Consider the following 22,131-nt stretch of genomic DNA (forward strand, 5'->3'; position numbering starts at 1 on the left):
TATGGCAGTAACCACTAAAAAATCTACAGTAAAAGTAGTAAAAAAGAGTTCTACTAATAAAGTTGAGCCTGCTTTACGTAAATATGGTACCGGTAGAAGAAAAGAAGCTGTCGCCCGCGTATGGATTAGCCCAGGCAGTGGAAAAATTGTTATTAATGGTAAAGAAGTAAATACTTATTTTGGTAGATCTGTACTTAAAATGATAGTAAATCAGCCTTTTGAAGCTACCAAAACTGTAGGGCAGTTTGATGTATTATGTACAGTAACAGGTGGAGGATTATCTGGTCAAGCTGGTGCTATACGTCATGGTATAAGCAGAGCTCTAGATCAAGTTGATGAAAATTTACATAAACCACTTCGTCAAGGTGGGTTTTTAACACGAGATAGTAGAGTTGTAGAACGTAAAAAATATGGTAGAGCAAAAGCTCGTAAGAGATTCCAGTTCTCAAAACGTTAATTTTCTTTTCATCTTATGAGCTTCATTTGGAAGCTCATAAATCTCTTTTGTATTCAAAAATTTTTCTACTGAAAGTGGAATCACAATATGATGCTTTTATCTCATTGATTATGGGTAAAAGTGTAGTAAAGTAATTTCAATTAGAAGGAAACATGAGAGTAGCGAATAGTATAAAATTAGCACATCTGCAAGGAACAACGCACACATATTTAAATTAAAAAATTATATAGTAAATTTAGTAAATTAAGTTGTATTTGAGGCTAGGAGCGATAAGCGAAACATCCAAATAGTAGGAAAACTATGAGCTAACTGCATCCAGAATTCAAATGTTTTTATAGTCCAGAGCTACATTTTATTTACTTGTAGTAGGTCGGTAGCTGTACAATCCATACATCATTTGAAACTATCTTATACATGTTTCAACGTTATTTACTATAAGATGAAAATATCGCTATAATCTATATATATAATAATTAAAATACGTATTTTATTTAAAAATAATTTTTCTAAAATATACTAAAATTTAGTATTTTAGCATTGCAATATGTCTCGTATATTGATATTACATAAGAGTTATAAAGATAACTATTAATTAGTTTCAATTTTCTTCTTAAATTTTAAGCAAAATTTTTATACCTATGTTAAATATTGATACAGTTATAGATAAGGTTTTAATTCTAGATTTTGGTTCTCAAGTTACCCAATTAATTGCACGTAGAATCAGAGAATATGGTATTTATTCAGAGATTAAATTAAACAATATTACTATTGAAGAAGTTAAAAAATTTAATCCAAAAGCAATTATTTTATCAGGTGGTCCTGCATCTGTACTGGAACAGAATTCTCCTACCTTAAATAAAGAAATATTATCTTTAGGTATACCCATACTCGGCATTTGTTATGGACAACAAATAATTTGCCATCTTTTAGGTGGAGAGGTTGAGAAAGCAGAACACCGAGAATTTGGAAGAACAAGTTTACATATTATTGAAGATTCTATACTTTTTGATAATGTATGGACCAAAGGTCAGCAACATGATGTATGGATGAGTCATGGTGATTTAGTTGTAGCAATTCCTCAAGGATTTCATAAGCTCGCAGCGACTACTCACACTAACTTTGCGGTAATTGCAAATGAGCAACTTGGTATTTATGCTGTTCAGTTTCATCCTGAAGTAACCCACACTATTAATGGAATGCGATTATTAGAAAATTTTGTAATTAAAATTGCAAAATGTAACCCTTCTTGGAATATTGCTTCTTTTGCTGATAAATCTATAAATGAAATACGTAATAAGGTTGGTGATAAAAAAGTTATTTGTGGTGTAAGCGGTGGAGTTGATTCTACAGTTGTTGCTATTTTATTAAATAAAGCCATAGGCGATAATCTTAATTGTATTTTTGTAGATACAGGATTATTAAGAAAAAATGAGGTTAGAGAAGTTAAAAATACTTTTGAATCACTAGGGGTAAAACTCAATCATATTGATGCAAGCGAATTATTTATTAATAGCCTAAAAGGTATTACTGACCCAGAAGAAAAACGAAAAATCATAGGTAAACTTTTTATTGAGGCGTTTGATCAAGAAGCCTCCAAATTAGGTAAAATAGATTTCTTAGCACAAGGTACTTTATACTCAGATGTTATAGAATCTTCAGTAGGACATACAGTAGCAAATACTATAAAATCTCATCATAATGTTGGTGGATTGCCAAGAAATATGACATTTACTTTAATTGAACCACTTAGAGAATTATTTAAAGATGAGGTTAGATTACTGGGAAAAGAATTAGGTATTTCTGATGAATATTTAAATAGACATCCTTTTCCTGGACCAGGCTTAGCAGTTAGAATACCAGGCGAGGTAACCAAAGAGAAAATATCTATGTTACAAAATGCTGATTATTTATTTATAGAATCTTTAAAAAAAGCAGGATTATATGATAAAATTTGGCAAGCGTTTGCAGTATTATTACCTGTTAAAACAGTAGGGGTTATGGGAGATGGTAGGAGTTATGAGCATGTTTGTGCTTTACGTGCAGTAACTTCATGTGATGCTATGACAGCCGATTTTTTTGATCTCCCATATGATTTTCTGCGTTCTACAAGTAACTTGATTATAAACTCAGTTAAGGGTATTAATCGTATAGTATATGATATTACAAGTAAACCCCCAGGTACAATTGAATGGGAATAATTTCCCTTAGATTGTTTAGCATTAATAACTTATTAGGATATAACGAATATAGTGATATACAAAATTATAAGTATTTATAGATAAAACTTGTATTTAATACCGATTTTTGAGTATTATAGTAAAAAGTTTCTAAATTAGAGGATATTATGAGCATAAATTTACGTTTACCAGAAAATACCATATTAAAACCTAGTATTACAGTATTTGGTGCTGGAGGTGCTGGTGGTAATGCTGTAAATAATATGATTAGTGCTAATTTAGAAGGTGTAAAATTTGTTACAGCAAACACAGATGCTCAAGCTTTAGAATATTCACTTTCAGAAAACAGAATTCAATTAGGTGAAACTATTACTAGAGGGTTAGGTGCAGGTGCTTCACCAGAAGTAGGTAGGGCAGCCGCAGAAGAAGCAGCTGAACTAATTATAGATAATTTACAAGGCAGTAATATGTTATTTATTACTGCTGGTATGGGAGGAGGAACAGGTACAGGAGCTGCTCCAGTAATTGCTCGTATAGCACGTGAACATGGTATTTTGACTGTAGGTGTGGTGACAAAGCCTTTTCATTTTGAGGGTGCACATCGCATGAAATTGGCAGAACTTGGCTTGTTAGAACTCCAAAAATATGTTGATACATTAATTGTAATACCTAATCAAAATTTATTTCGGCTTGCTAATGAAAAAACTACTTTTGCAGATGCGTTTCGTATGGCAGATGAGGTGTTACATGCGGGCGTACGTGGTATAACAGATTTAATGATTATGCCTGGATTAATTAACTTAGACTTTGCAGATATACGTGCTGTGATGAGTGAAATGGGCAAGGCTATGATGGGAACTGGCGAAGCAGAAGGAGAGGATAGAGCTATTAAAGCTGCTGAAGCTGCTATTGCTAATCCATTATTAGATAACTGTTCGATGAAAGGTGCAAGAGGAGTCCTAATTAATATTACTGGTGGACTTGATATGACTCTCTTTGAGGTAGATGCAGCAGCAAACCGTATTAGAGATGAAGTAGATGCAGAAGAGGCTAATATTATTTTTGGATCTACATTTAACCCAGCATTGGAAGGGCGTATAAGAGTGTCTGTTGTCGCGACTGGAATAGATGCTCATTCCCATCAGGAAAATGATAAATATTATTTACTCAAAGATATGGTAGATAATAATAGTAAAGCTGCAATATCTTCTAAAATTACTACTACAGAATTACATGAGAATAAATTAGCAGAAGAAGATACTGATAGCTATGAGCATCAAAATGAGGTTTTTTCATCTAATCGTTCTGTAGAATCACAATTTTCATATGATATTCCAAATAGTGAGAATGTAAAAAAAACAGAAAAATATAATACTAGGTATAATACGACTCCTGCTTCTTCAAAAGCTAATGATAAATTATCAGATAAAAATACACGTTTAGGTTTATTTGGGCGTATGGCCAACTCAGTAGGATTACGTACTAATGTAGAAGAGCACAATAAATCATACGAAAGAGAAGAAGAGCTTGTATCAGCAGATGGTTTAGGTGAAGATGTGTTTGATATACCAGCTTTTTTAAGACGCAAAAATACTAATAAATAGAGTGAATGATGCTCGGAAACAGCATTATTTTTTAGGTATAGTATCTGAAAAACTTGCTGTATTGTTCTTAAAATTTAAGCTTTATAGAGTGATTGCAACTAGAGTACGTAATAAATTTGGAGAAATCGATATAATAGCTTATAAAAATAATACACTTATTTTTATAGAAGTTAAGCTAAGAACTAGCGCTGTATATCTATATGAGGCAATAACGTACAAACAGAAAAAACGTATTACTAGGGCAGCAACTTTGTTTAGTAGTACTAATATGAAATTCATAAACGCAAATATGCGTTTCAATTTTCATATCTCCCTATAAATGGCCTGTACATATAAAAAACGCTTGGGATCTTGAATGTAAATAATATCTCATAAATAATTTTAGGTTTTGATATGGATATATCTTTAAGTTATATATCCTTAATTAAGCACATTAACTTCCGCTTATCAGAGCTTGCATACTATTATCACGACTCTTCATTACCAAATCAACATAGCTTGGCCCTTTTACCCTTTCTTTAATAAAAGGTACTATAAGTTCTAAAGGCTCATCTTTTATATTCTGAGCTTTTTCTACATCATTAACATTTTGAGGCGCATCTGTATTACGTACTTTACCTATTAACCCCCATACAGAGATTCCTATCCCAGAAACAAATGTTCCAGGAACAAAATTGGCAATTAAGGGAAGAGCCCCTGGAATCAGGGTAGCAATTATAGGAACTTCTGGAAATGCCCAAAATAACAATGATAAACCTGTCACTAATAAACCAGCTATGAGAGCTTTACTACTATGACGAGGCTTAATAGCTTGTTTATGTATACAGGTCTGATTAGAGACTGGCTTTATTATGTTTTCTAACTTATTTTGGGCGTGAATTTGCTTATCACGGTCTTTATTTATTTCATCAATTAACTCTGGCGATAATTCCCTTTGATTAATGGATGATAATCCTCTATTTTTAACCTCATCTTCCGTTCCTATAATACAACCATATTTTTCAATATCACGAACTTTACCAAATATGCGTCCATCCTCTAGCATGACGCCAGCTTTACTAAGTATTCCGTCTGCTACCCAATCTTTACCATATCTTCCTTGTACTACTTCAGTATATAAAAATCTTTTCTTATTATTTGATTCACCTTTATATATACCTTCATATAGCATTTTTTCATAATCCAGAGGTACCGGATCATTATCCATAATACGATTAAACCACTCTTTTGGATCAACTTTCTTCATTATCTTTTGTATTATCCCTGTATGAGAAAATAAATGGTTCATCATTCGCTCTACTGCCGCATCAGCAAGAAATTCTAGTGATTTATCATCTTTAATATTTGCAAGTTGAGAACCATATTTTTTTGCTAATTCCTTTGAGATTTTTTCAATCAAATCTAGTGACTTTTGACCTCGTGGAAGCATTTCATCAACTTCCTTATTAGCATTAATTACAACATCTTTATAAAATTTATAAGCTACATCCGTAGCAAAAGCACCTATGACGTATGTGAACGCATTACCTCCTAATAAATTACCAATATAGCATAAAGGAGGTATATTCATGGCCATAAGGCTACGATCTAGTATATATTTTATATCATCTATGGTATCCGGAAGTGGTAAAGCTCTCCCACCTGCTATTGTTTCAATAGTATCTCTACCCACTCTGAATTTTTCACATATCAATGCCTGGAACCTGCTTTGCGCATCCATTAACTTATATTCCTCTTTAGTCATAACCAATTCAGATTGAACTTCTTCATTACACACTTTTTTTAAAGTGTTTTCAATTAGAGCCACAAAGCGTCCGAATCTTTGCCTTGTACGGTTTCAGTAGTTGATGGTTAGGATTAATTCTAAAATTATTAGCATTTTGTGTGTAACAAGTCAAGATCATTTCAAAAGGCGTTTTTCTAGCAATAGAAGAAAGCCTTTTAGCATAATTATAAGCCATAACAAAAGCTTGTAGATGACTATCTAACTCTTCTCTACTAGTATAATGATACTTCTTAGTAGTAGCTTCTTTTATAGTCCTATTCATTCTTTCTACTTGACCATTGGTACTTGGACTATAAGGCCTTGTTGTGCGATGCCTGATACCGTAATCTTTACATTTTAGATCAAATCTATGTCTTGCTTTAGGAGCTCTGTACCTGGCTAAACCATTGTAAGCAAATTGAACACCATTATCAGTTAATATGGTATGTATCTTAAAGGGACAGCTACTTACCAAGTTATCAAGAAAATTAACTGTAGTATCGCCATTGCTATTATTATGCAGCTCAACATAAGCAAATTTACTCACTCTACATATTGCCACAAATATGTAAAATTTTCCCTCACCAATTCTTACTTCTGTGATATCAAGATGCATAAATCCTATTTCATAAGCCTTAAATTTCTTCTTCTCTTTGATATTATCTTCTTTGGGTAAACAAGATAAACCGTACCGTTTAAGGCATCGGTAAAGATTTGAACGAGTTAAATAAGGTATTTCTTTAATAAGTGCATCAAAGCAATCATCCAAAGGTAATTGCGTAGACTTACGAAAAGCAATAATCAAAGCTTCATCTTCGGGCTTCAAAATAGTAGTTGCTTTTTTAGGAGCATTAGAGCGATCTTCTACTCCTTCTTCTTTTCTTTGACGCCATTTTATCACAGTTTTAGGGTTAATATTATATTGTTCACTTAATTCTTTGATCGTAGCTTGCGATCGCTGTAATTCTTTTCTAATTGCGTGCGTAGTCGTGGCGCAGCCATGTAATATTTGTCCCACAATTCCTCCAAATTAATTATATCCCTAGCTCTTATTATATACTCTTTTTTTCTTCCATCAACCCTTGAAATTGTACACCTAGGCGCTATAGCTTCAATCTTGGCCTTGTTAAGTAGAGTTTTTATGTGAGTAGGAAAAACTTTTAGGGCTTGATTTATTTTAGTTTTTAAATGTTCAAAGCTTACTTTTTTATTTATACGCTCATGGAGCAATACTTTTAAATTTAATATGCCAAGATCAGCTTTATGTAACTTTAGTTTTTGCGCTTTCTCAAAATTTAGGGCTATATCTTTTGTAGCCCGATTAAATTCTTCTTCAGTATTATATTTTTGAGATTTTTCTGCAAATTTTGCACTTTCTATCCAACCAATCCTATTCAGCACTCTAGCTTTGTCTAAATTATTAATAGCATACTCATTATAAAGTTCTAAAGATTTCTTATAATAAGATAATGCTTCGTCTACCTGATTTTCGTCAACTGGTTTTTGTTTCTCACACATTCTACCTAGACGAAAATAAGCAAAAGCCGCATTTCCTGCAAATAGTTTTAAATTATCTCCTTCAGATTTATCATCTTTTTTCTTATCATATGTTGATATTAATTTTTCATATTCTGTTTTTACATTAGAGATATTTTCTTTTTCATCAAAATAACATTTTCTAGCCTTGGCTTCTATGCACCCCGCATCTATAGCTTGTTCATAATATCCTCTAATTACAGCTGGTAAGTCTTCTGGCTTTATATTACGATCCTTGGTTAAATTAAATTCTAGTATAAAGCCGAGTGTAAAATATATATTACCTTTATCTATATTTTTCTCCTTAGAACCTGCTTTTTCCTTTAATTGTTCATAGGCTGCCTGATATTGACCTTGATTTAGTAAATCAAATACGTTATCTACTTGATCTTGCTCTCGCGAAGCATATACAGACTTACTAACATCAGGCTGAATACTTTTTTGTGCGCTATAAGGTTTTTTAGATATTATATTTTGAAACTTTTTTTTCATAAATTATTAACTTTTTCTGCATTATATAATTAATATCTTAATTTAAGATATCAAAAACAACTTAAGAAATCAACGCTTAAATAATAAGAATTTGTTAGGAAAATTTAGTAAAAATATTAAAGAAATCTTTAAGCAAGATATATAACAAAAGAAACTATTACAAGACTATAATTTATAAAATTCATTTAAATAACTAAGGTTGTGTATACTGATATTTTAAAAATGCAACAAATATATATGACTTTAGTATATAAGGCTATATACTATTTCTCCACCAACAATGGTTTTGATTGCCCTGCCCTTTACCTTCCTTCCATTAAATGGAGAATTTTTAGATTTACTGCTAAATTTTTCTGTCTCTATTACCCACTCACGATTCAGATCGATTAACACTAAATCAGCCTTATTACCCTTCAGTAATCTTCCAGACTGAAGACCTAATATCTCTGCAGGCTTAGATGTCATCTTTGATAATACATCTTGTAAAGAAAGTAATCCATTATGATACAACTCCAGAGATAATGGTAACATTGTTTCTACACCTACTATACCAAAACTAGCACTAGCTAGGGACACTTGCTTACTTTCTTCATCGTGTGGCGCATGATCTGTAGCAATGGCATCTATTATTCCTTCTTGGAGCCCTTGAATTAAAGCTAATCTATCTTCTTCCGATCTAAGAGGAGGATTCATTTTTGCATAGCTACCATGCTCTAAAACTGCCTTATCAGTTAGTAAAAAATGGTGAGGAGCTACTTCACAGGTAACTTTTAATCCCTCTTCTTTTGCCCGTTTTACAGCCTTAAGAGCTTCTTTAGTGGATATATGTAATACATGATACTTGCCTCCTGTAATTCCTAAAATAGCTAGATCTCTTTCCACCATAACTGACTCAGAAATATTCGGTATACCTGTAACTCCTAGTTTAAATGATACCTCTCCTTCATTAATACATCCACCTTGAGAAAGGTGGAGATCTTCTGCGTGCTGGGCAATAGGAACTCCAAACATACTTGAATAAGATAATGCTCTTCTCATGAGCAAAGGATTCATCACCGGACCGCCATCGTCAGTAAACCCAACTACCCCAGCTTCCACCAACTTTCCCATCTCAGTCAGCTCTTGACCATTTCTTTTTTTAGTAATTGCAGCATATGCTAATATATTCAGATAGGCAGTATCTTTTGCTTTTGCTTTAAGCAATTCTACCACTTCTACGCTATCTATAGCAGGCTCAGTATTAGGCTGGCATACTACAGTAGTAATTCCTCCACTCACTGCTGATTTGCTACCTGTAGCAAGAGTTTCTTTATGCGTTTGACCAGGCTCACGAAAATGCACTTGCATATCTATCAAACCAGGCGCTAATAAATGGCCTTTACAATCTATGACCTCTATTCCATCCGGTATATTATCTCGAAATAAATCCTTACCAAAATCAGCAATTTGATCTCCGATAGTGAGCAATGCTCCTTGCGCATCTAGCCCCGTGCTTGGATCGTATAACCTAGCATTTATATAAGCTATTTTTTTATGTTGATTTGTACGTAGTGGCAATTGCCATTGCTGCTGCATAGACATTTTCCTTTTTATGATAAAATTTTTTTCAAAATGACATAATTATCTCTTTAAATCAATCAATTTTAATAACATTAAGTTGCCAAATTTATAAATATGATATTAAATCAAGGGAAAGGAATGTTTTGTTTGTATTCAATTATAGAGGTAATAAAATGCAAGTTATTCCAGGTAAAGAATTAGTTACTCCCAAAGCTATTATATTCGACTTCGATGAAACTTTGGTATCTACCTTAAGATTCATAAATGATGCATTTACTAAAGTATATGAAACAACGCAAGGTAAATATGGCACAAAAGAAGAGTTAGATCAGAAATTACGCGGTCCTTCATTTGACATAACATTTCAAGAAACTTTTAAAGACGAATATGAATATTATAAAAAAGTTTTTTTAGAGAAATATTATAACGCATTTGAAAACACACAAATAGAGGAAATTTTCAAGCCAGGCGCGCAAGAATTAATAGATTTTTTATCAAAGCAAAATGTACCTTTAATTTTAACGAGTAATAAACCTTTTGAATATCTTGATAAAGAAGTAAAATTACTAAAGGTAAATCAGTTCTTTAAATTTATAATAGGAGCTGAAGATTTTAATAAAATTAAACCCGATCCTTACATGGCATTTAAAGCACTTAATAATTGCGGCATAACTTATAAAGAAGGTGCATTTAATCGTGATATATGGCTTATAGGTAATCATAAATTTGATTTAGAATGTGCTAAAAATATACCATGTACAGCAATTTATTATGGAAATCATGTTCCTACTGATTATGCCGTAGATTGTATATATGAAAATCATACCCAATTTAAAAATTATATAGAAACAAAACTATTTAACAAAACAACGGAAATGCATTATTAATGTTAAACTGGGTACTTTTAAAATACTATTTTTATATTAGGTACACATAAACTTAAATGACCTAAACACTCATGGAAGTGCCAAAGCATATACAAGTCAACTATATAATATTTTTTACTAATTTCTATTCTCCTTTTTACCAGAAAGCAATAATGCTTTGTCATAGATTTCTTTTTTCATACAATCAGGATAGCGTGCTAATAATTTTGCTGCTGTATCTTTTACACTATTTGCTGCAAGTAATGTTAAGATTTCTTGGGCATTAATATCATTTACATCTTTAATTATATATATAATAGGAGGCCCAACAACAATTACAATCTCTCCTTTAACATCTACATTATTGTACCTCTCAAGCAGCTCACTTATAGTGCCATGTATATGCTCTTCATAAATCTTGGTTAATTCTCTTAATATGCTAATTTTACGATCCGAACCAAATATTTCTAACATTGCTTGTAATGTAACTCTTAAACGTTTGGCTGATTCAAAAAATACTAAACTCGCTTTCAACTCTTTTATTTCTTTCAAATTAGAAAGTCTAGCTTCATGCTTATTAGGTAAAAATCCCATAAATAAAAATCTATCTGTGGGCAGCGCTGCAACTGTTAATGCTGCAATAACAGAAGAAGGCCCAGGTATAGTCGTTACCTTTATATTAGCTTCTTTAAATGTTTGAATTAGCTTATATCCTGGATCAGATATCAAAGGTGTCCCAGCATCTGATACCAGCGCTGCACTTAATCCTTCAGAAAGTTTCTTACGAAATTTAAATCGATCTTGATCTGTACTATAGTCATTATAGCAAAACATAGATTTTTTTATATTCAGATGGGTTAATAACCTACCCGTTACTCTCGTATCTTCGCATATAATAAAATCAACAGAGCGTAAAATACGCATAGCGTGTAACGTAATATCCTCATAGTTACCAATAGGCGTTGCAACTATGTATAATCCTGTAAGTTTACCTTGCATAATATTAAGCAGCATTTTAATGTTAATTAAAGTATTTTTAGAACTAACTATATAATAGAATGTATAATGTTTAAATATGTTATTAAGATTATTTTAGCTGTTTGTATAATATTACTTCCTGCTTGCCAACTAAAAAATGCTTCTAAATCTAACTCTATTTCTAGTAAGTCTAAACCCATTTCTAATACCCAAGAACAAGTTAAGATAGCATTGCTCTTACCTCTCTCAGGTAAATCGCAAAAGCTAGGGCGTGCTATGTCAGAAATGGCAGAGTTATCTCTTTTTCATACAAATAACAATAATATAAAGCTTTTAATGTACGATACAAATGATGATACTCTTATGGCACAAAATCGTATAAAAGAAGCAATAAATAATGGAGCAAAATTAATTATTGGTCCGGTCTTTTCTAACACTACTATGGCAGTTAAAGATATAGCAATAAACAATAAAATAAATCTCATATCATTCTCTAATGACCCTAATTTAACCAATAAAGGTATTTTTATATTAGGATTTTCTTCTGATGCACAAATAAAGGTAATTACTGCGTATACTATGAATCAAGGCATTAATCAGTTTTATACCTTATTGCCTGCAACTTCTTATGGGCGTGTTGTTGCACAAATTTTACGTGATATTGTTATTAATAACGGTGGAAATATAGTCAAAACTGAATTTTATACCCATAATATAGCTGAACTCGAGATTGCCGTAGAAAGTATCGTCACGGCAATCAACAATAATCTTAATAACCGACAAGACGATTCCATCAACAAACAAGCACTATTTATACCAGAAGGTGGAAATCAATTAAAAGCTATTTTAACATTATTATCTAAGTATAAATTAGATTTTGATCAAGTACAATTACTTGGCACTGGTCAATGGGATGATTATGACACTTTTTCCATATCAGAATTAAATGGAGCGTGGTTCGCAGGTAGCTATAATAAAGAACGCGAACTCTTAGAAAACATGTTTAATAGAGAGTATGGTTATAGACCACCTCGCTTATCAATTCTAGCTTATGATGCAATTGCACTAGCTAGCACACTTGCCGATAAGAAGAATTTTAGCAAAGAAGCGCTTATAAATAAAAATGGATTTATAGGAGTAGATGGTACATTTAGATTTAATAGCAATGGCCTTACAGAAAGGAATTTAGCCATTATTAAAATTCTGGATCAACATTTGGAAGTTATTGAACCGTCTTCTGCAACTTTTATTGATTAAATATAACGAAAATACTTATGAAATAGACAACCATTTTAGAACTTAAAAATATAATTTGTGATATTTTTATAGTAAACTCTTGACATGTTAATCAGCTAAATTTATACCCTTAAGTATAGTTCCTATGGCGGAGTAGCTCAGTTGGTTAGAGCGGTGGAATCATAATCCATGTGTCGGGGGTTCAAATCCCTCCTTCGCTACCAATCTATTGGTTGTTAATATTATCTTCGCGTAATTTTATCCACTTTTTTTTAATTGTCTCTAGTATAAACTCATTAGATGTAGATGGATAATCATCAAAATCTAATAAAGATATAATACGTTTATGTAACCTAGGTAAACTTAAATTTTCTATATCTTCTTCAGGATAGTTTTCTTCCAAAGCTTCTATTATTACTTCAATATCTGCCCAACGCATCTTACACCATTCAAAAATAATTTAAAAATAATAATGACATAATGTTTTAAATACCTAAAATAAAATTATAATATATAATAATTTAAAGCTGCAATATAAATATGTCCGATAACCACTTTTTTGAAACCAATCCTTTCTTATTGTTTGAACAATGGAAACACGAGGCTGAAAGTTCAGGAGCTTTAAGACCTGAATCAATGGTCCTTGCAACAGCTACTAAAGATGGTTTACCCTCCGCACGAGTTGTTTTACTAAAACAATATGATGAAAGAGGCTTTGTCTTTTTTACCAATTTAAGCAGTAGAAAAGGTCAGGAATTACATGTTAATCCCCATGCGGCCTTATGTATATATTGGCCTATCATTGAAAAACAAATACGCATAGAAGGAAAGATAGAACTAATTTCTGCAGATGAAGCAGATCTATATTATAATAGCCGTCCTAAAGCTTTTCAGATTAATTCATGGGCTTCTAAACAATCAGCAAAATTAGTTAATTTTGAACAATTACAGTCTAGAACCACTCACTTTGAAACTTTATTTAAAAATAAGCATATACCTAGACCAGAATTTTGGTCTGGATTTAGATTAGCAGCTCAATCTATAGAGTTTTGGAATGAAGGCCAAAATAGAATGCATACTCGTATTTTATATGTAAAACAATCTACGAACTGGGATATAACACTATTATATCCTTAGCCTAAAATAAACTCTGTATAAATTTCATTTACTTTATAGCTCAGAAATTTTCAGACTGCTTGACTATAATAACTCTGCTAATTATAATGTAGCGTTCCTTATAAACTGCTAACCTAGAACAAAAACACCAACTGTTTTCAAAAAACTATTGTAATGCAGTAAATGTATAATATTATTTAGGATATATTACGTGAAATTATATGTTAAATACATTTTAAAAGAACTGACTTCTTTAGTAATATTGATAAGCTTTGCCCTTACCGCAATTATTTTCCTTAGCCAATCATTAAGATATCTAACTCTTGTCACAAATAATGGTATATATTTTATAGATTTTTTACAACTCTCTATATTAATGGTACCTTACTTATTAATGATAATATTACCTATAGCCAGCTTTATATCTGTTATTTACGTTTATAATAAATTCATTATGGATGGAGAATTAATAGTACTAAGCAGTACAGGACTAAATAGATTTGCATTATCATTACCAGCTTTTATTATGACATTTGTTATATTAATTATTAGTTATACCATTTCATTATATGTATCACCTATCTCTTATAATATTTTTAAAAACAAAATAGCATTTTATAAAGAAAATTATACCTCTATCTTCTTGGAAGATGGGGTATTTAATGAAAAAAAGGGACTCACTATTTATATTGCTGAACGCACAGCGGATGATTCTTTCAACGGTATATTTATTTATGATGCTCGTACTACGGACACCACAACTCTCATGGCAGAAACTGCTAAATTAATTACAAAAGATAATTTTATAAGTTTTGAATTATATAACGGTAATCGTCAGAAAGTTAATAAATATAATGAATTAGACATACTATATTTTGATTATCTTTCCTATAATATAGAGCTAAAGTCTAATAATTACACCACAAGATGGCGTGAACCTCAAGAACGTTACCTCAATGAACTCTTATATCCTCCCCAAGACGAGATACCAGAAATGTTCAATAAATTAAAGGCCGAAGCACATTATAGATTAACTTGGCCTCTACTTAATTTTATATTAACTATCATGGCTTTAATTGCTATATATCCACGTCACTTTAGTCGTAGAGGACAAGCTAAACGCATAACTTTTACCTCTATATGTGCAATAGCTATGATTGTATTATTTATTGGTTTTAATAATATAATAACCATAACCCCCAAAATAGTGCCATCAATATATGGTATTATTGGTCTTATTATTATTTTCTGTAATTATTTATTATTTTGTCGTTACAGAGCACTTTAAAGCAGCGCACACAAACGTAGACTAAAAATTATTTAAGAATACAGAATGAATCGTGCTATTCTTGCAAAGCTGAACTCAAGTAAGTATGCCTTTTGCCTCGTAGTATTGTATACCATACTGCTAAAATGACTATAGTTGGTACTAAGAAATTAATAGCAGTAGTTGTAATCATTAATTCACCTACATTAGCATAATAACCTCGTTCTATCAGATATTCTTTAGATAGCATCTTTTTTATAATTCTACTACCTGAAACAAAGGATAAACTCATTAAGCTCATAGTTAACGCAAACCAACTGGCTATGTTATGTTTGGGTGAATAATAGGTAATTACCGTACACAATACCAAAAATTCTAGTCTTTTAAATGGACCTTCAGATATTTTATCTAGCAATACAAAAACCTTAGGTCCTATACCTAAGATCTCCATAGACCATTCCTGCAATCCGAAATGTATTCCTATCATAGGAAGTTGTAATATGCAGTGTATAATATTAAAACATAATAATACTATAACCAAATTATAACTTAATACACGCTTCGCAATAAAAATAACTGCTATTAAACCGAGTATAATGCTAATTTGGTTAAATATAGCAAAATCTTCAGGAGTAATTTTTAGTATATCAATTTGCCACCATTCAACCCCAGGACTGTAAACAGGCATGATTCTCACAGTAAATAACACTAATAATATACCAAAAATCTCTTTTTTTTGCTGCACACTAAGATGTTTACATATTATATTTAATGACAAAGATACTATAATTGTACCTGTAAAGAAAATTATTTCTTGACCATATTCAAAATTAGATAAAGAAATAAACCCAATAAATACTAAATAAATGACCCCTGCAATAAATAATAATATATTAACCGGCTCCGTTTGACTAGCCGGTTCTTTTTTAGCTATTAATACTCCCAATATACTTATTAAAGACGCTATTGGAATAAAATAGCTAATAGTACCATAAGAAAATTTACTTGCTATAATTCCACTAATTAAAGCAGCTAATATGGAACCTGTAATCTCAAATATTCTCGATAATATCTGTACATGCCCTATTTCTTGTTTTATTTCTGCATCATTACGTACATTACCACTACTATCGACCTTATCTACAATTTCATAACATAATGTATCAGCTACTAAGTCCTGAATAACTAACCCTAGCTGTATCAAGACCCCAGACATAATTAACAATTGATAAGTAGAAAAATAATGATTTAAGAAAGGCCAGTGATTAGCTATAGATATAGTAATAACATTACCACTTAACATTATAATAGCTGCTATTATTATATATATATGTCTTCTGCTCCCGAATATTTTAACTGAATCTAAGAGTTGGCCAAAAAATATTTTGGTAGTCCATGGCACGTTAGCCCAAATCGTAATTGATATTAATTGTTCTGCTGTAAGAAAAAGATCATTCTTAAACCAAAAAGTTTCAGCAATCTGGCTAAATAGGCAAAAACTGTTAGCAAAATATACAAATAATAATGGTAAATATTTGATACGTATTGACTTTAGATATGTATAAAACATTTACTTATCTACCTCGGGTACCACTAAACCTAAATGACTAAATGCTTGTATAGTTAAGATCCGTCCTCTTGGAGTACGCTGAATAAGCCCTTGTTGAATTAAATATGGTTCTATCGTTTCACAAATTGTATCCTTTTGTTCAAAAAGTGCTGCTGCAATGGTTTCTAAACCCACCGGATTCATTCCATAATGCTCTGCAATAAAATTCAAGTAACGTTTATCATTTACATCCAAACCTAAATTATCTACCTCTAATCTTTGTAATGCTAGTTCTGCACTCTTAGCATTAATTATACCATTTTCATATACTTCTACAATATCACGAACTCTTCTTAATAACCTTAGTGCTATACGCGGAGTACCTCTCGACCTTTTGGCAATTTCATGATGACCATCTATAGTAGTATTTAATCCTAAAATATTCGCTCCTCTTTCTATAACTTGTTCTAATTCAATAAAACTATAAAAATTCATACGTAGTTGTATGCCAAATCTATCCCGCAATGGGTTAGTAAGTAATCCTAGTCTTGTTGTTGCACCTACTAAAGTAAAGGGAGGTATATCTATACGTACACTACGTGCTCCAGGCCCTTCTCCAATAATTAAATCTAAAGTAAAATCTTCCATAGCTGAGTAAAGTACTTCTTCTACTTGCGTAGGCAGCCTATGAATTTCATCAATAAATAATATATCACCTTGCTCTAAGTTAGTTAAAAGCGCAGCTAAATCTCCAGCCTTGGTTAATAAAGGCCCAGCTGTCGCTTTAAAGTTACTTCCCATTTCTCGGGCAATAATTTGTGCCATAGTGGTTTTGCCAAGACCAGGAGGACCATGTAATAAAACATGATCTAAAGCACTTTTTCTTGCTTTTGCTGCTGTAATAAATATTTGTAAATTTTCTTTAGTACCTTGCTGCCCTATAAAATCACTCAAATTGAGTGGCCGTAATTTCTTTTCTTGCTGTTTTTCTTCCTCACTCGCATTATAATTTACTAAATTACTGGAATCTGGTAATGTATTCATTTAGATAATTCTTTTAGAGCCAATTTTATAAGCTGCTCAGTAGTCACGTTATCATTATTGGCTATCAATCTATTAGTAACTTGATAAGCTTCATGTTTAGCATATCCTAAATTTACTAAAGCCGATATTGCATCTGTTTGAGCGTCATATCTAGTATTAGTTACATGAGTTTCTGCATCACTACTTATAACAATATTTGAAATATTTTTATGACTTTTAAGTTCAGTCAAAAGTCTTTCAATTAATTTTGGCCCAACACCAGTAATAGGAGCAAAGCTTGTTTTATCTTGAAGAGCTATAGCCTTCACAAGAGCGTCTGGCGTTAAAGTGCCTAAAATTGTAAGCGCGAGCTTAGGACCCACACCTTTAATTTTTGTTAATTCACCAAACCAGTATTTTTCATGAGTATCATAAAAACCATACAATGAAATTTGATCTTCACGTACATAAGTTTCTATAATAAGGCTAACATTTTCCTGCTGTACAGATAATTTTTTAATTGTCATATTAGAGCAAAATACTATATATCCTACCCCCATCACATCAATTAATACTGTATCTTTGTCAATATGATCTACCTTACCAGTTAATTTACCTATCATAATTTTACTCTCTGAAAAGAAGAATGGCATATAGCAATTGCTAAAGCATCTGCTTCATCAGCTGAACTTACTATAGCCTTTGGTAATAAGTGTTTTACCATAAGTTCAACTTGTACTTTTTCAGCATTTCCAACACCTGTGACTGTTTTTTTTACTAATTTAGCAGCATATTCTTTTATTTCTAACCCAGCTAATCTTAAAGTTAATAATATAGCCCCTCTTGCACAACCAAGTTTTAAAGACGTTGAAGCATTTTTATTTACAAAACTTTCTTCAATAGCACATTCATCTATTTCATGATTTTGAATTACTTCCGTCAAGGATTTATATAAAAACTCCAATTTTATGCTTATATCAGATACAACAGGAGGTATAATAGTACCACTTTTTATATAACTAATATGCTGGCCATTGCTACTAATAATTCCCCAACCTGTGCGAGTTAACCCTGGATCTATACCTAAAATAAAAGTCACAATCCTATTTTTTTCATTATTTCTTCAGTAATATTATAATTACCATATACATTCTGTACATCATCATTATCTTCTAGTACACTAACTAACTTCAATAATTTTTCTGCCTGTTCCCCTTCTACATCAATTAATGAATTTGCTTTCCATGCTAGTTTACAAACTTCAGGTTCACCATATTTATTTATTAACTCTTTTTGAACTAGTCCAAAAGCTTCAGGTTCACAACATATTTCATGTACTAATTCATCACTTTCACAACTATTTGCGCCTACATCTAAAGCTGTCTCAAACATTTCTTCTGCAGTTGATACCTTAGCAGGATAAATAATTAAACCTATATGTTCAAATAAAAAACTTACACTACCTGTTTCACCTAAGCTCCCTCCATATTTAGTAAAAGATGATCTAATTTCTGAAGCTGCTCTGTTACGATTATCACTTAATACTTCCACTATTAGGGCAATTCCCCCAGGCGCATATCCTTCATAGCGAATGTCCTCATAATTATCGCCTTCTCCTATAGTAGATCCTTTTTTAATAGCATTTTCTATTTTATCTTTAGGCAAATTCAATGATCTAGCTGTAGATATCGCACTACGTAATCTAGCATTAAAATCAGGATCAGCTTGACCTTCCCTAACTGCAATAATAATTTCTCGAATTAATTTAGTAAATAATTTAGCTCGTTTTGCATCTTGAGCACTTTTTCTATGCATTATATTTTTAAACTGTGAATGACCTGCCACTCTTTTAACTCACTTTATATTTATTATTAATTACAAGTGCTTTATACTCTTAATTAAAGAAATAGTTTCATAAAGTGGTAACCCTATTATACTGGAAACAGTGCCTTTCATCCATTTTATGAATCCAGACGCCATACCCTCAATATTACATCCACCACTTTTATTTAAACCTTCTTTACTGAGTATATAGTTGATAATTTCACTCTCATCTAATTGTTTGAATCTAATTATATTTATGGTTAATTTAGAAATTTGTTTTTCAATTTTACCTTGATGTATACGTAAAACTGAAACAGCACTATAAACTCTATGCCTTCTACCTGAAAGTAATTTTAAACAATTCATCACATCTTCATCCGATGATGCTTTAGGTAAAATCCTTCTACCACATGCTGACACGGTATCAGCGGCAATAATTATAGCATCAGAAAAACCACTACTCACCTTTTTAGCTTTAGTTATTGCTAATCTTAGAGCAAGACTTTTTGGTAATTCGTCTTTTAGAGGTGTTTCATCTATATCAGGATGACATATTTGATCAGGATAAATTTGCATACTGTGAAGTAATTTTAAACGCCCTTCTGAGGAAGATGCTAATACTAACACTTCTTTATTACTTAACATCACTAATAAACTTCTTTATTCCTAGCTGTAATTCTGCCTTTGGTCTTATCATAAGGCGTGATTGCCACTTTTACAATATCACCTACTAATATTCTTATTCTGTTTTTACGCATTTTTCCTGAAGTATAACAAATAATTGTGCAATTATTACTAAGCTTAACCCTAAACATAGCATTAGGTAATAATTCTAATATAGTTCCTTCTGTTTCAATTGCTTCTTCTTTTGCCATACATCTATCTTTACATTATATTTAATTTGATATAATTAATACCAATTAATCCCCTTACTCGCAAGAGTTTTGTATCGTTTTACCATAAATAATCTACAAAAATTTCTTTTTATACGAAATTGACCCAATCATCACATGATAATAAAGGAGTTACAAAAGTAGGCATAACATTAAATTTTTTACACAACCTTTGTAACTGTTGTTGATCAATCTTATTATCAGTTAACACTTCCCTTTTAAACATTCCTCCTGCAATAAAAAGTGAATCTATTCCAAATTTATTTGCTCCTAAAATATCTGTTTCTAAGCCATCCCCAATTGCTAATATCTTAGATTTATTAGTTATATTGGCAATTCTACTGGTAAAATCATAAATAGCATCATATGGTTTACCAAAATAAATTACTTGTCCACCCATTTTAGTATAAATGGCTGCAATAGTACCAGCACATAACTCTTTTTGTCCATTCTGTTTCATAACTTCTAAATCAGGATTTAAACAAAACATTATTAGCTGTTTACTTAATGCTTCATTCAAATACGGTATGATAGTTTCTAATTTGTAATCATCAAAAAATCCTGTGGTAACTATGCATAATGCCTCAGAAATTTTCTGTACAGCATTGTACCTTAATCCTTCAAAAACATCAGAATCTTGCTTTAAACCTATATAGAAATAATCTCCTTTTAATAAATTATATTCTAAGCATAATAGATAGGCTAACTCTCCGGAAGTAATTACATCTTTATACAAACTCTTATCTATGCCTAATTTTTTTAATACCTGCTTTACGCTATTTGCTCTACGTGGAGCATTAGACAAAAAATATACTTCTTTATTATAATAATTAAAGCTTTCTAATGCTTTTTGTACATTGGGGTAAAGGTTTTTTCCGTCATGTATTACTCCAAATAAGTCTATTAATAATACTTGATATGATTTTATATTACTATATTCCATGATTGCTCAATCTTTGTAAAATAGTATCCAATTGGGTTAAATCTTGGAAAAAAACAGTAACTTTTCCACCATCTGGACTATCCTCTATTGTAATTTTCATACCTAAAGTTTGTGATACTGTCTCTTCTAATTTAATTATATCTTCATTATGTGCTTTATCATATTTTGTTGAGAATAATTTATTTTCTTTTTTTACTAACGATTCTGTTTGTCTTACATTTAATTTGTTTTTTACTACTTCTTTAGCAGCATCGTCTATATTTTCAGCACTCATTATTGCTCTAGCATGCCCCATAGATAATTCGCCCCTATTTATCATTTCTTTTATACTATCTGGCAATGTTAACAACCTTAACAAATTCGCTATATGACTCCTACTTTTGCCAATTACTTCTGATAATTTTTCTTGAGTGTAATTAAATTCTTCAATTAATTTTTTATACCCTTCTGCTTCTTCAAGAACTGTTAAATCTTGTCTTTGTACGTTTTCAATTAATGCTATCTCTAAAGCTTGATTATCATCCACTTCTTTGATAATGACTGGTATTTTCGATAATCCTGCCAATTTAGCTGCTCTCCATCTACGCTCTCCAGCTATGATTTCGTATTTATTATGTATTTTTGAAAATCTAACTATAATCGGTATAATTATACCATTCTTCTTAATAGATTCAGCTAACTCCAAAATATGTTCTTCTGAAAAAATTTGCCTTGGCTGAATTTTAGAAGCTATTATCATCTCAATAGCAATACTATCCTCAAGATAATTATCCTTATTATCTACATTTTCACTAATCAACGCTGACAATCCTCTACCTAATGCTTTATTTTTAATCATATTTTTC

The 22,131-nt window shown here is 31.4% G+C and carries 23 protein-coding genes and 1 tRNA gene; 9 read left to right on the forward strand and 15 right to left on the reverse strand.

The window, feature by feature from the left end; all coding sequences use genetic code 11:
* Position 1 precedes the first annotated feature (1 nt).
* The 4 genes from rpsI to NOVO_04180 all read left to right on the forward strand — a co-directional run bounded on the left by rpsI (position 2) and on the right by NOVO_04180 (position 4,557).
* Positions 2-457: a Ribosomal protein S9 gene (rpsI, locus tag NOVO_04165; protein ID AIL65216.1), complete on the forward strand. Its 456-nt coding sequence runs from the start codon at positions 2-4 to the stop codon at positions 455-457.
* Positions 458-1,095: 638 nt separating this feature from the next.
* Positions 1,096-2,655, forward strand: coding sequence for a GMP synthase [glutamine-hydrolyzing] (gene guaA / locus NOVO_04170; GenBank protein ID AIL65217.1), 1,560 nt, complete (start codon positions 1,096-1,098; stop codon positions 2,653-2,655).
* 146 nt (positions 2,656-2,801) lie between these two features.
* Positions 2,802-4,238, forward strand: a complete 1,437-nt coding sequence (gene ftsZ / locus NOVO_04175) for a Cell division protein FtsZ (protein AIL65218.1) — start codon at positions 2,802-2,804, stop codon at positions 4,236-4,238.
* Between the two features lies 1 nt (position 4,239).
* The gene (locus tag NOVO_04180) at positions 4,240-4,557 is read left to right on the forward strand and encodes a hypothetical protein (GenBank protein ID AIL65219.1); all 318 of its coding nucleotides are present in this window, start codon (positions 4,240-4,242) and stop codon (positions 4,555-4,557) included.
* Between the two features lie 114 nt (positions 4,558-4,671).
* On the opposite strand, the gene NOVO_04185 is transcribed toward NOVO_04180, so the two are convergent.
* The 4 genes from NOVO_04185 to pyrC all read right to left on the reverse strand — a co-directional run bounded on the left by NOVO_04185 (position 4,672) and on the right by pyrC (position 9,606).
* On the reverse strand, positions 4,672-6,045 hold the full coding sequence (locus NOVO_04185) for a hypothetical protein (protein AIL65220.1): 1,374 nt from the start codon (positions 6,043-6,045) through the stop codon (positions 4,672-4,674).
* A complete protein-coding gene (locus NOVO_04190; GenBank protein ID AIL65221.1) occupies positions 6,032-6,904 on the reverse strand; it encodes an Integrase core domain protein in 873 nt (290 codons plus the stop codon). The genes NOVO_04185 and NOVO_04190 overlap by 14 nt, the downstream gene beginning before the upstream one ends.
* A 29-nt stretch (positions 6,905-6,933) precedes the next feature.
* Entirely contained in the window at positions 6,934-8,031 is a 1,098-nt protein-coding gene (locus NOVO_04195) for a hypothetical protein (GenBank protein ID AIL65222.1), read from the reverse strand.
* Positions 8,032-8,274: 243 nt separating this feature from the next.
* The gene (gene pyrC / locus NOVO_04200; protein AIL65223.1) at positions 8,275-9,606 is read right to left on the reverse strand and encodes a Dihydroorotase; all 1,332 of its coding nucleotides are present in this window, start codon (positions 9,604-9,606) and stop codon (positions 8,275-8,277) included.
* Between the two features lie 158 nt (positions 9,607-9,764).
* On the opposite strand from pyrC, the gene NOVO_04205 reads away from it, so the two are divergent.
* Complete coding sequence (locus tag NOVO_04205; GenBank protein ID AIL65224.1) at positions 9,765-10,478, forward strand: phosphoglycolate phosphatase; 714 nt, start codon at positions 9,765-9,767, stop codon at positions 10,476-10,478.
* Between the two features lie 117 nt (positions 10,479-10,595).
* Here NOVO_04205 and rsmI read toward each other — a convergent pair whose 3' ends face one another.
* Positions 10,596-11,456 (reverse strand): Ribosomal RNA small subunit methyltransferase I, encoded by an 861-nt coding sequence (gene rsmI, locus NOVO_04210; GenBank protein ID AIL65225.1) that lies wholly within the window; start codon positions 11,454-11,456, stop codon positions 10,596-10,598.
* A 66-nt stretch (positions 11,457-11,522) separates the two neighbouring features.
* Between rsmI and NOVO_04215 the strand changes: the two genes are divergently transcribed.
* Positions 11,523-12,692: a Periplasmic binding component of lipoprotein LppC gene (locus NOVO_04215; protein AIL65226.1), complete on the forward strand. Its 1,170-nt coding sequence runs from the start codon at positions 11,523-11,525 to the stop codon at positions 12,690-12,692.
* A gap of 126 nt (positions 12,693-12,818) precedes the next feature.
* A tRNA-Met gene (locus NOVO_04220) sits at positions 12,819-12,895 on the forward strand.
* A 2-nt stretch (positions 12,896-12,897) separates the two neighbouring features.
* Here the strand turns inward: NOVO_04220 and NOVO_04225 are convergent.
* Entirely contained in the window at positions 12,898-13,110 is a 213-nt protein-coding gene (locus tag NOVO_04225) for a hypothetical protein (protein ID AIL65227.1), read from the reverse strand.
* Positions 13,111-13,211: 101 nt separating this feature from the next.
* Between NOVO_04225 and pdxH the strand changes: the two genes are divergently transcribed.
* Positions 13,212-13,808 (forward strand): Pyridoxine/pyridoxamine 5'-phosphate oxidase, encoded by a 597-nt coding sequence (gene pdxH / locus NOVO_04230; protein AIL65228.1) that lies wholly within the window; start codon positions 13,212-13,214, stop codon positions 13,806-13,808.
* A 190-nt stretch (positions 13,809-13,998) separates the two neighbouring features.
* A complete protein-coding gene (locus tag NOVO_04235) occupies positions 13,999-15,075 on the forward strand; it encodes a lipopolysaccharide ABC transporter permease LptF (protein ID AIL65229.1) in 1,077 nt (358 codons plus the stop codon).
* Positions 15,076-15,130: 55 nt separating this feature from the next.
* On the opposite strand, the gene NOVO_04240 is transcribed toward NOVO_04235, so the two are convergent.
* From NOVO_04240 to parB, 9 genes are all read right to left on the reverse strand, one after another.
* Positions 15,131-16,624 carry a hypothetical protein gene (locus tag NOVO_04240; protein ID AIL65230.1) on the reverse strand — a complete coding sequence of 498 codons (1,494 nt, stop codon included), beginning with the start codon at positions 16,622-16,624 and terminating at the stop codon, positions 15,131-15,133.
* The gene (gene ruvB / locus NOVO_04245; GenBank protein ID AIL65231.1) at positions 16,625-17,647 is read right to left on the reverse strand and encodes a Holliday junction ATP-dependent DNA helicase RuvB; all 1,023 of its coding nucleotides are present in this window, start codon (positions 17,645-17,647) and stop codon (positions 16,625-16,627) included.
* A complete protein-coding gene (gene ruvA, locus NOVO_04250; GenBank protein AIL65232.1) occupies positions 17,644-18,249 on the reverse strand; it encodes a Holliday junction ATP-dependent DNA helicase RuvA in 606 nt (201 codons plus the stop codon). Before ruvA ends, ruvB begins: the two co-directional genes overlap by 4 nt.
* On the reverse strand, positions 18,246-18,725 hold the full coding sequence (gene ruvC, locus NOVO_04255; protein AIL65233.1) for a Crossover junction endodeoxyribonuclease RuvC: 480 nt from the start codon (positions 18,723-18,725) through the stop codon (positions 18,246-18,248). The genes ruvA and ruvC overlap by 4 nt, the downstream gene beginning before the upstream one ends.
* Positions 18,722-19,471, reverse strand: a complete 750-nt coding sequence (locus NOVO_04260; protein ID AIL65234.1) for a putative transcriptional regulatory protein — start codon at positions 19,469-19,471, stop codon at positions 18,722-18,724. Before NOVO_04260 ends, ruvC begins: the two co-directional genes overlap by 4 nt.
* 30 nt (positions 19,472-19,501) lie before the next feature.
* Complete coding sequence (maf, locus tag NOVO_04265; protein AIL65235.1) at positions 19,502-20,095, reverse strand: Septum formation protein Maf; 594 nt, start codon at positions 20,093-20,095, stop codon at positions 19,502-19,504.
* 2 nt (positions 20,096-20,097) lie between these two features.
* Positions 20,098-20,325, reverse strand: coding sequence for a Translation initiation factor IF-1 (gene infA, locus NOVO_04270; protein ID AIL65236.1), 228 nt, complete (start codon positions 20,323-20,325; stop codon positions 20,098-20,100).
* A gap of 109 nt (positions 20,326-20,434) precedes the next feature.
* Positions 20,435-21,286 (reverse strand): HAD hydrolase, encoded by an 852-nt coding sequence (locus NOVO_04275; protein ID AIL65237.1) that lies wholly within the window; start codon positions 21,284-21,286, stop codon positions 20,435-20,437.
* A complete protein-coding gene (parB, locus tag NOVO_04280; GenBank protein AIL65238.1) occupies positions 21,276-22,124 on the reverse strand; it encodes a Chromosome-partitioning protein ParB in 849 nt (282 codons plus the stop codon). The genes NOVO_04275 and parB overlap by 11 nt, the downstream gene beginning before the upstream one ends.
* Positions 22,125-22,131: the final 7 nt, after the last annotated feature.

The sequence above is a fragment of the Rickettsiales bacterium Ac37b genome (genome assembly GCA_000746585.2).
Classification (GTDB): domain Bacteria; phylum Pseudomonadota; class Alphaproteobacteria; order Rickettsiales; family Arcanibacteraceae; genus Ac37b.

What these genes read in the sequence shown, in the direction of transcription:
- rpsI (AIL65216.1), top strand. Translation starts at nt 2, where the DNA reads ATGGCAGTAACCACTAAAAAATCTACAGTAAAAGTAGTAAAAAAGAGT.
- guaA (AIL65217.1), top strand. Translation starts at nt 1,096, where the DNA reads ATGTTAAATATTGATACAGTTATAGATAAGGTTTTAATTCTAGATTTT.
- ftsZ (AIL65218.1), top strand. Translation starts at nt 2,802, where the DNA reads ATGAGCATAAATTTACGTTTACCAGAAAATACCATATTAAAACCTAGT.
- NOVO_04195 (AIL65222.1), bottom strand. Translation starts at nt 8,031, where the DNA reads ATGAAAAAAAAGTTTCAAAATATAATATCTAAAAAACCTTATAGCGCA.
- pyrC (AIL65223.1), bottom strand. Translation starts at nt 9,606, where the DNA reads ATGCAGCAGCAATGGCAATTGCCACTACGTACAAATCAACATAAAAAA.
- NOVO_04205 (AIL65224.1), top strand. Translation starts at nt 9,765, where the DNA reads ATGCAAGTTATTCCAGGTAAAGAATTAGTTACTCCCAAAGCTATTATA.
- rsmI (AIL65225.1), bottom strand. Translation starts at nt 11,456, where the DNA reads ATGCAAGGTAAACTTACAGGATTATACATAGTTGCAACGCCTATTGGT.
- NOVO_04215 (AIL65226.1), top strand. Translation starts at nt 11,523, where the DNA reads ATGTTTAAATATGTTATTAAGATTATTTTAGCTGTTTGTATAATATTA.
- NOVO_04225 (AIL65227.1), bottom strand. Translation starts at nt 13,110, where the DNA reads ATGCGTTGGGCAGATATTGAAGTAATAATAGAAGCTTTGGAAGAAAAC.
- pdxH (AIL65228.1), top strand. Translation starts at nt 13,212, where the DNA reads ATGTCCGATAACCACTTTTTTGAAACCAATCCTTTCTTATTGTTTGAA.
- NOVO_04240 (AIL65230.1), bottom strand. Translation starts at nt 16,624, where the DNA reads ATGTTTTATACATATCTAAAGTCAATACGTATCAAATATTTACCATTA.
- ruvB (AIL65231.1), bottom strand. Translation starts at nt 17,647, where the DNA reads ATGAATACATTACCAGATTCCAGTAATTTAGTAAATTATAATGCGAGT.
- ruvA (AIL65232.1), bottom strand. Translation starts at nt 18,249, where the DNA reads ATGATAGGTAAATTAACTGGTAAGGTAGATCATATTGACAAAGATACA.
- maf (AIL65235.1), bottom strand. Translation starts at nt 20,095, where the DNA reads ATGTTAAGTAATAAAGAAGTGTTAGTATTAGCATCTTCCTCAGAAGGG.
- infA (AIL65236.1), bottom strand. Translation starts at nt 20,325, where the DNA reads ATGGCAAAAGAAGAAGCAATTGAAACAGAAGGAACTATATTAGAATTA.
- NOVO_04275 (AIL65237.1), bottom strand. Translation starts at nt 21,286, where the DNA reads ATGGAATATAGTAATATAAAATCATATCAAGTATTATTAATAGACTTA.
- parB (AIL65238.1), bottom strand. Translation starts at nt 22,124, where the DNA reads ATGATTAAAAATAAAGCATTAGGTAGAGGATTGTCAGCGTTGATTAGT.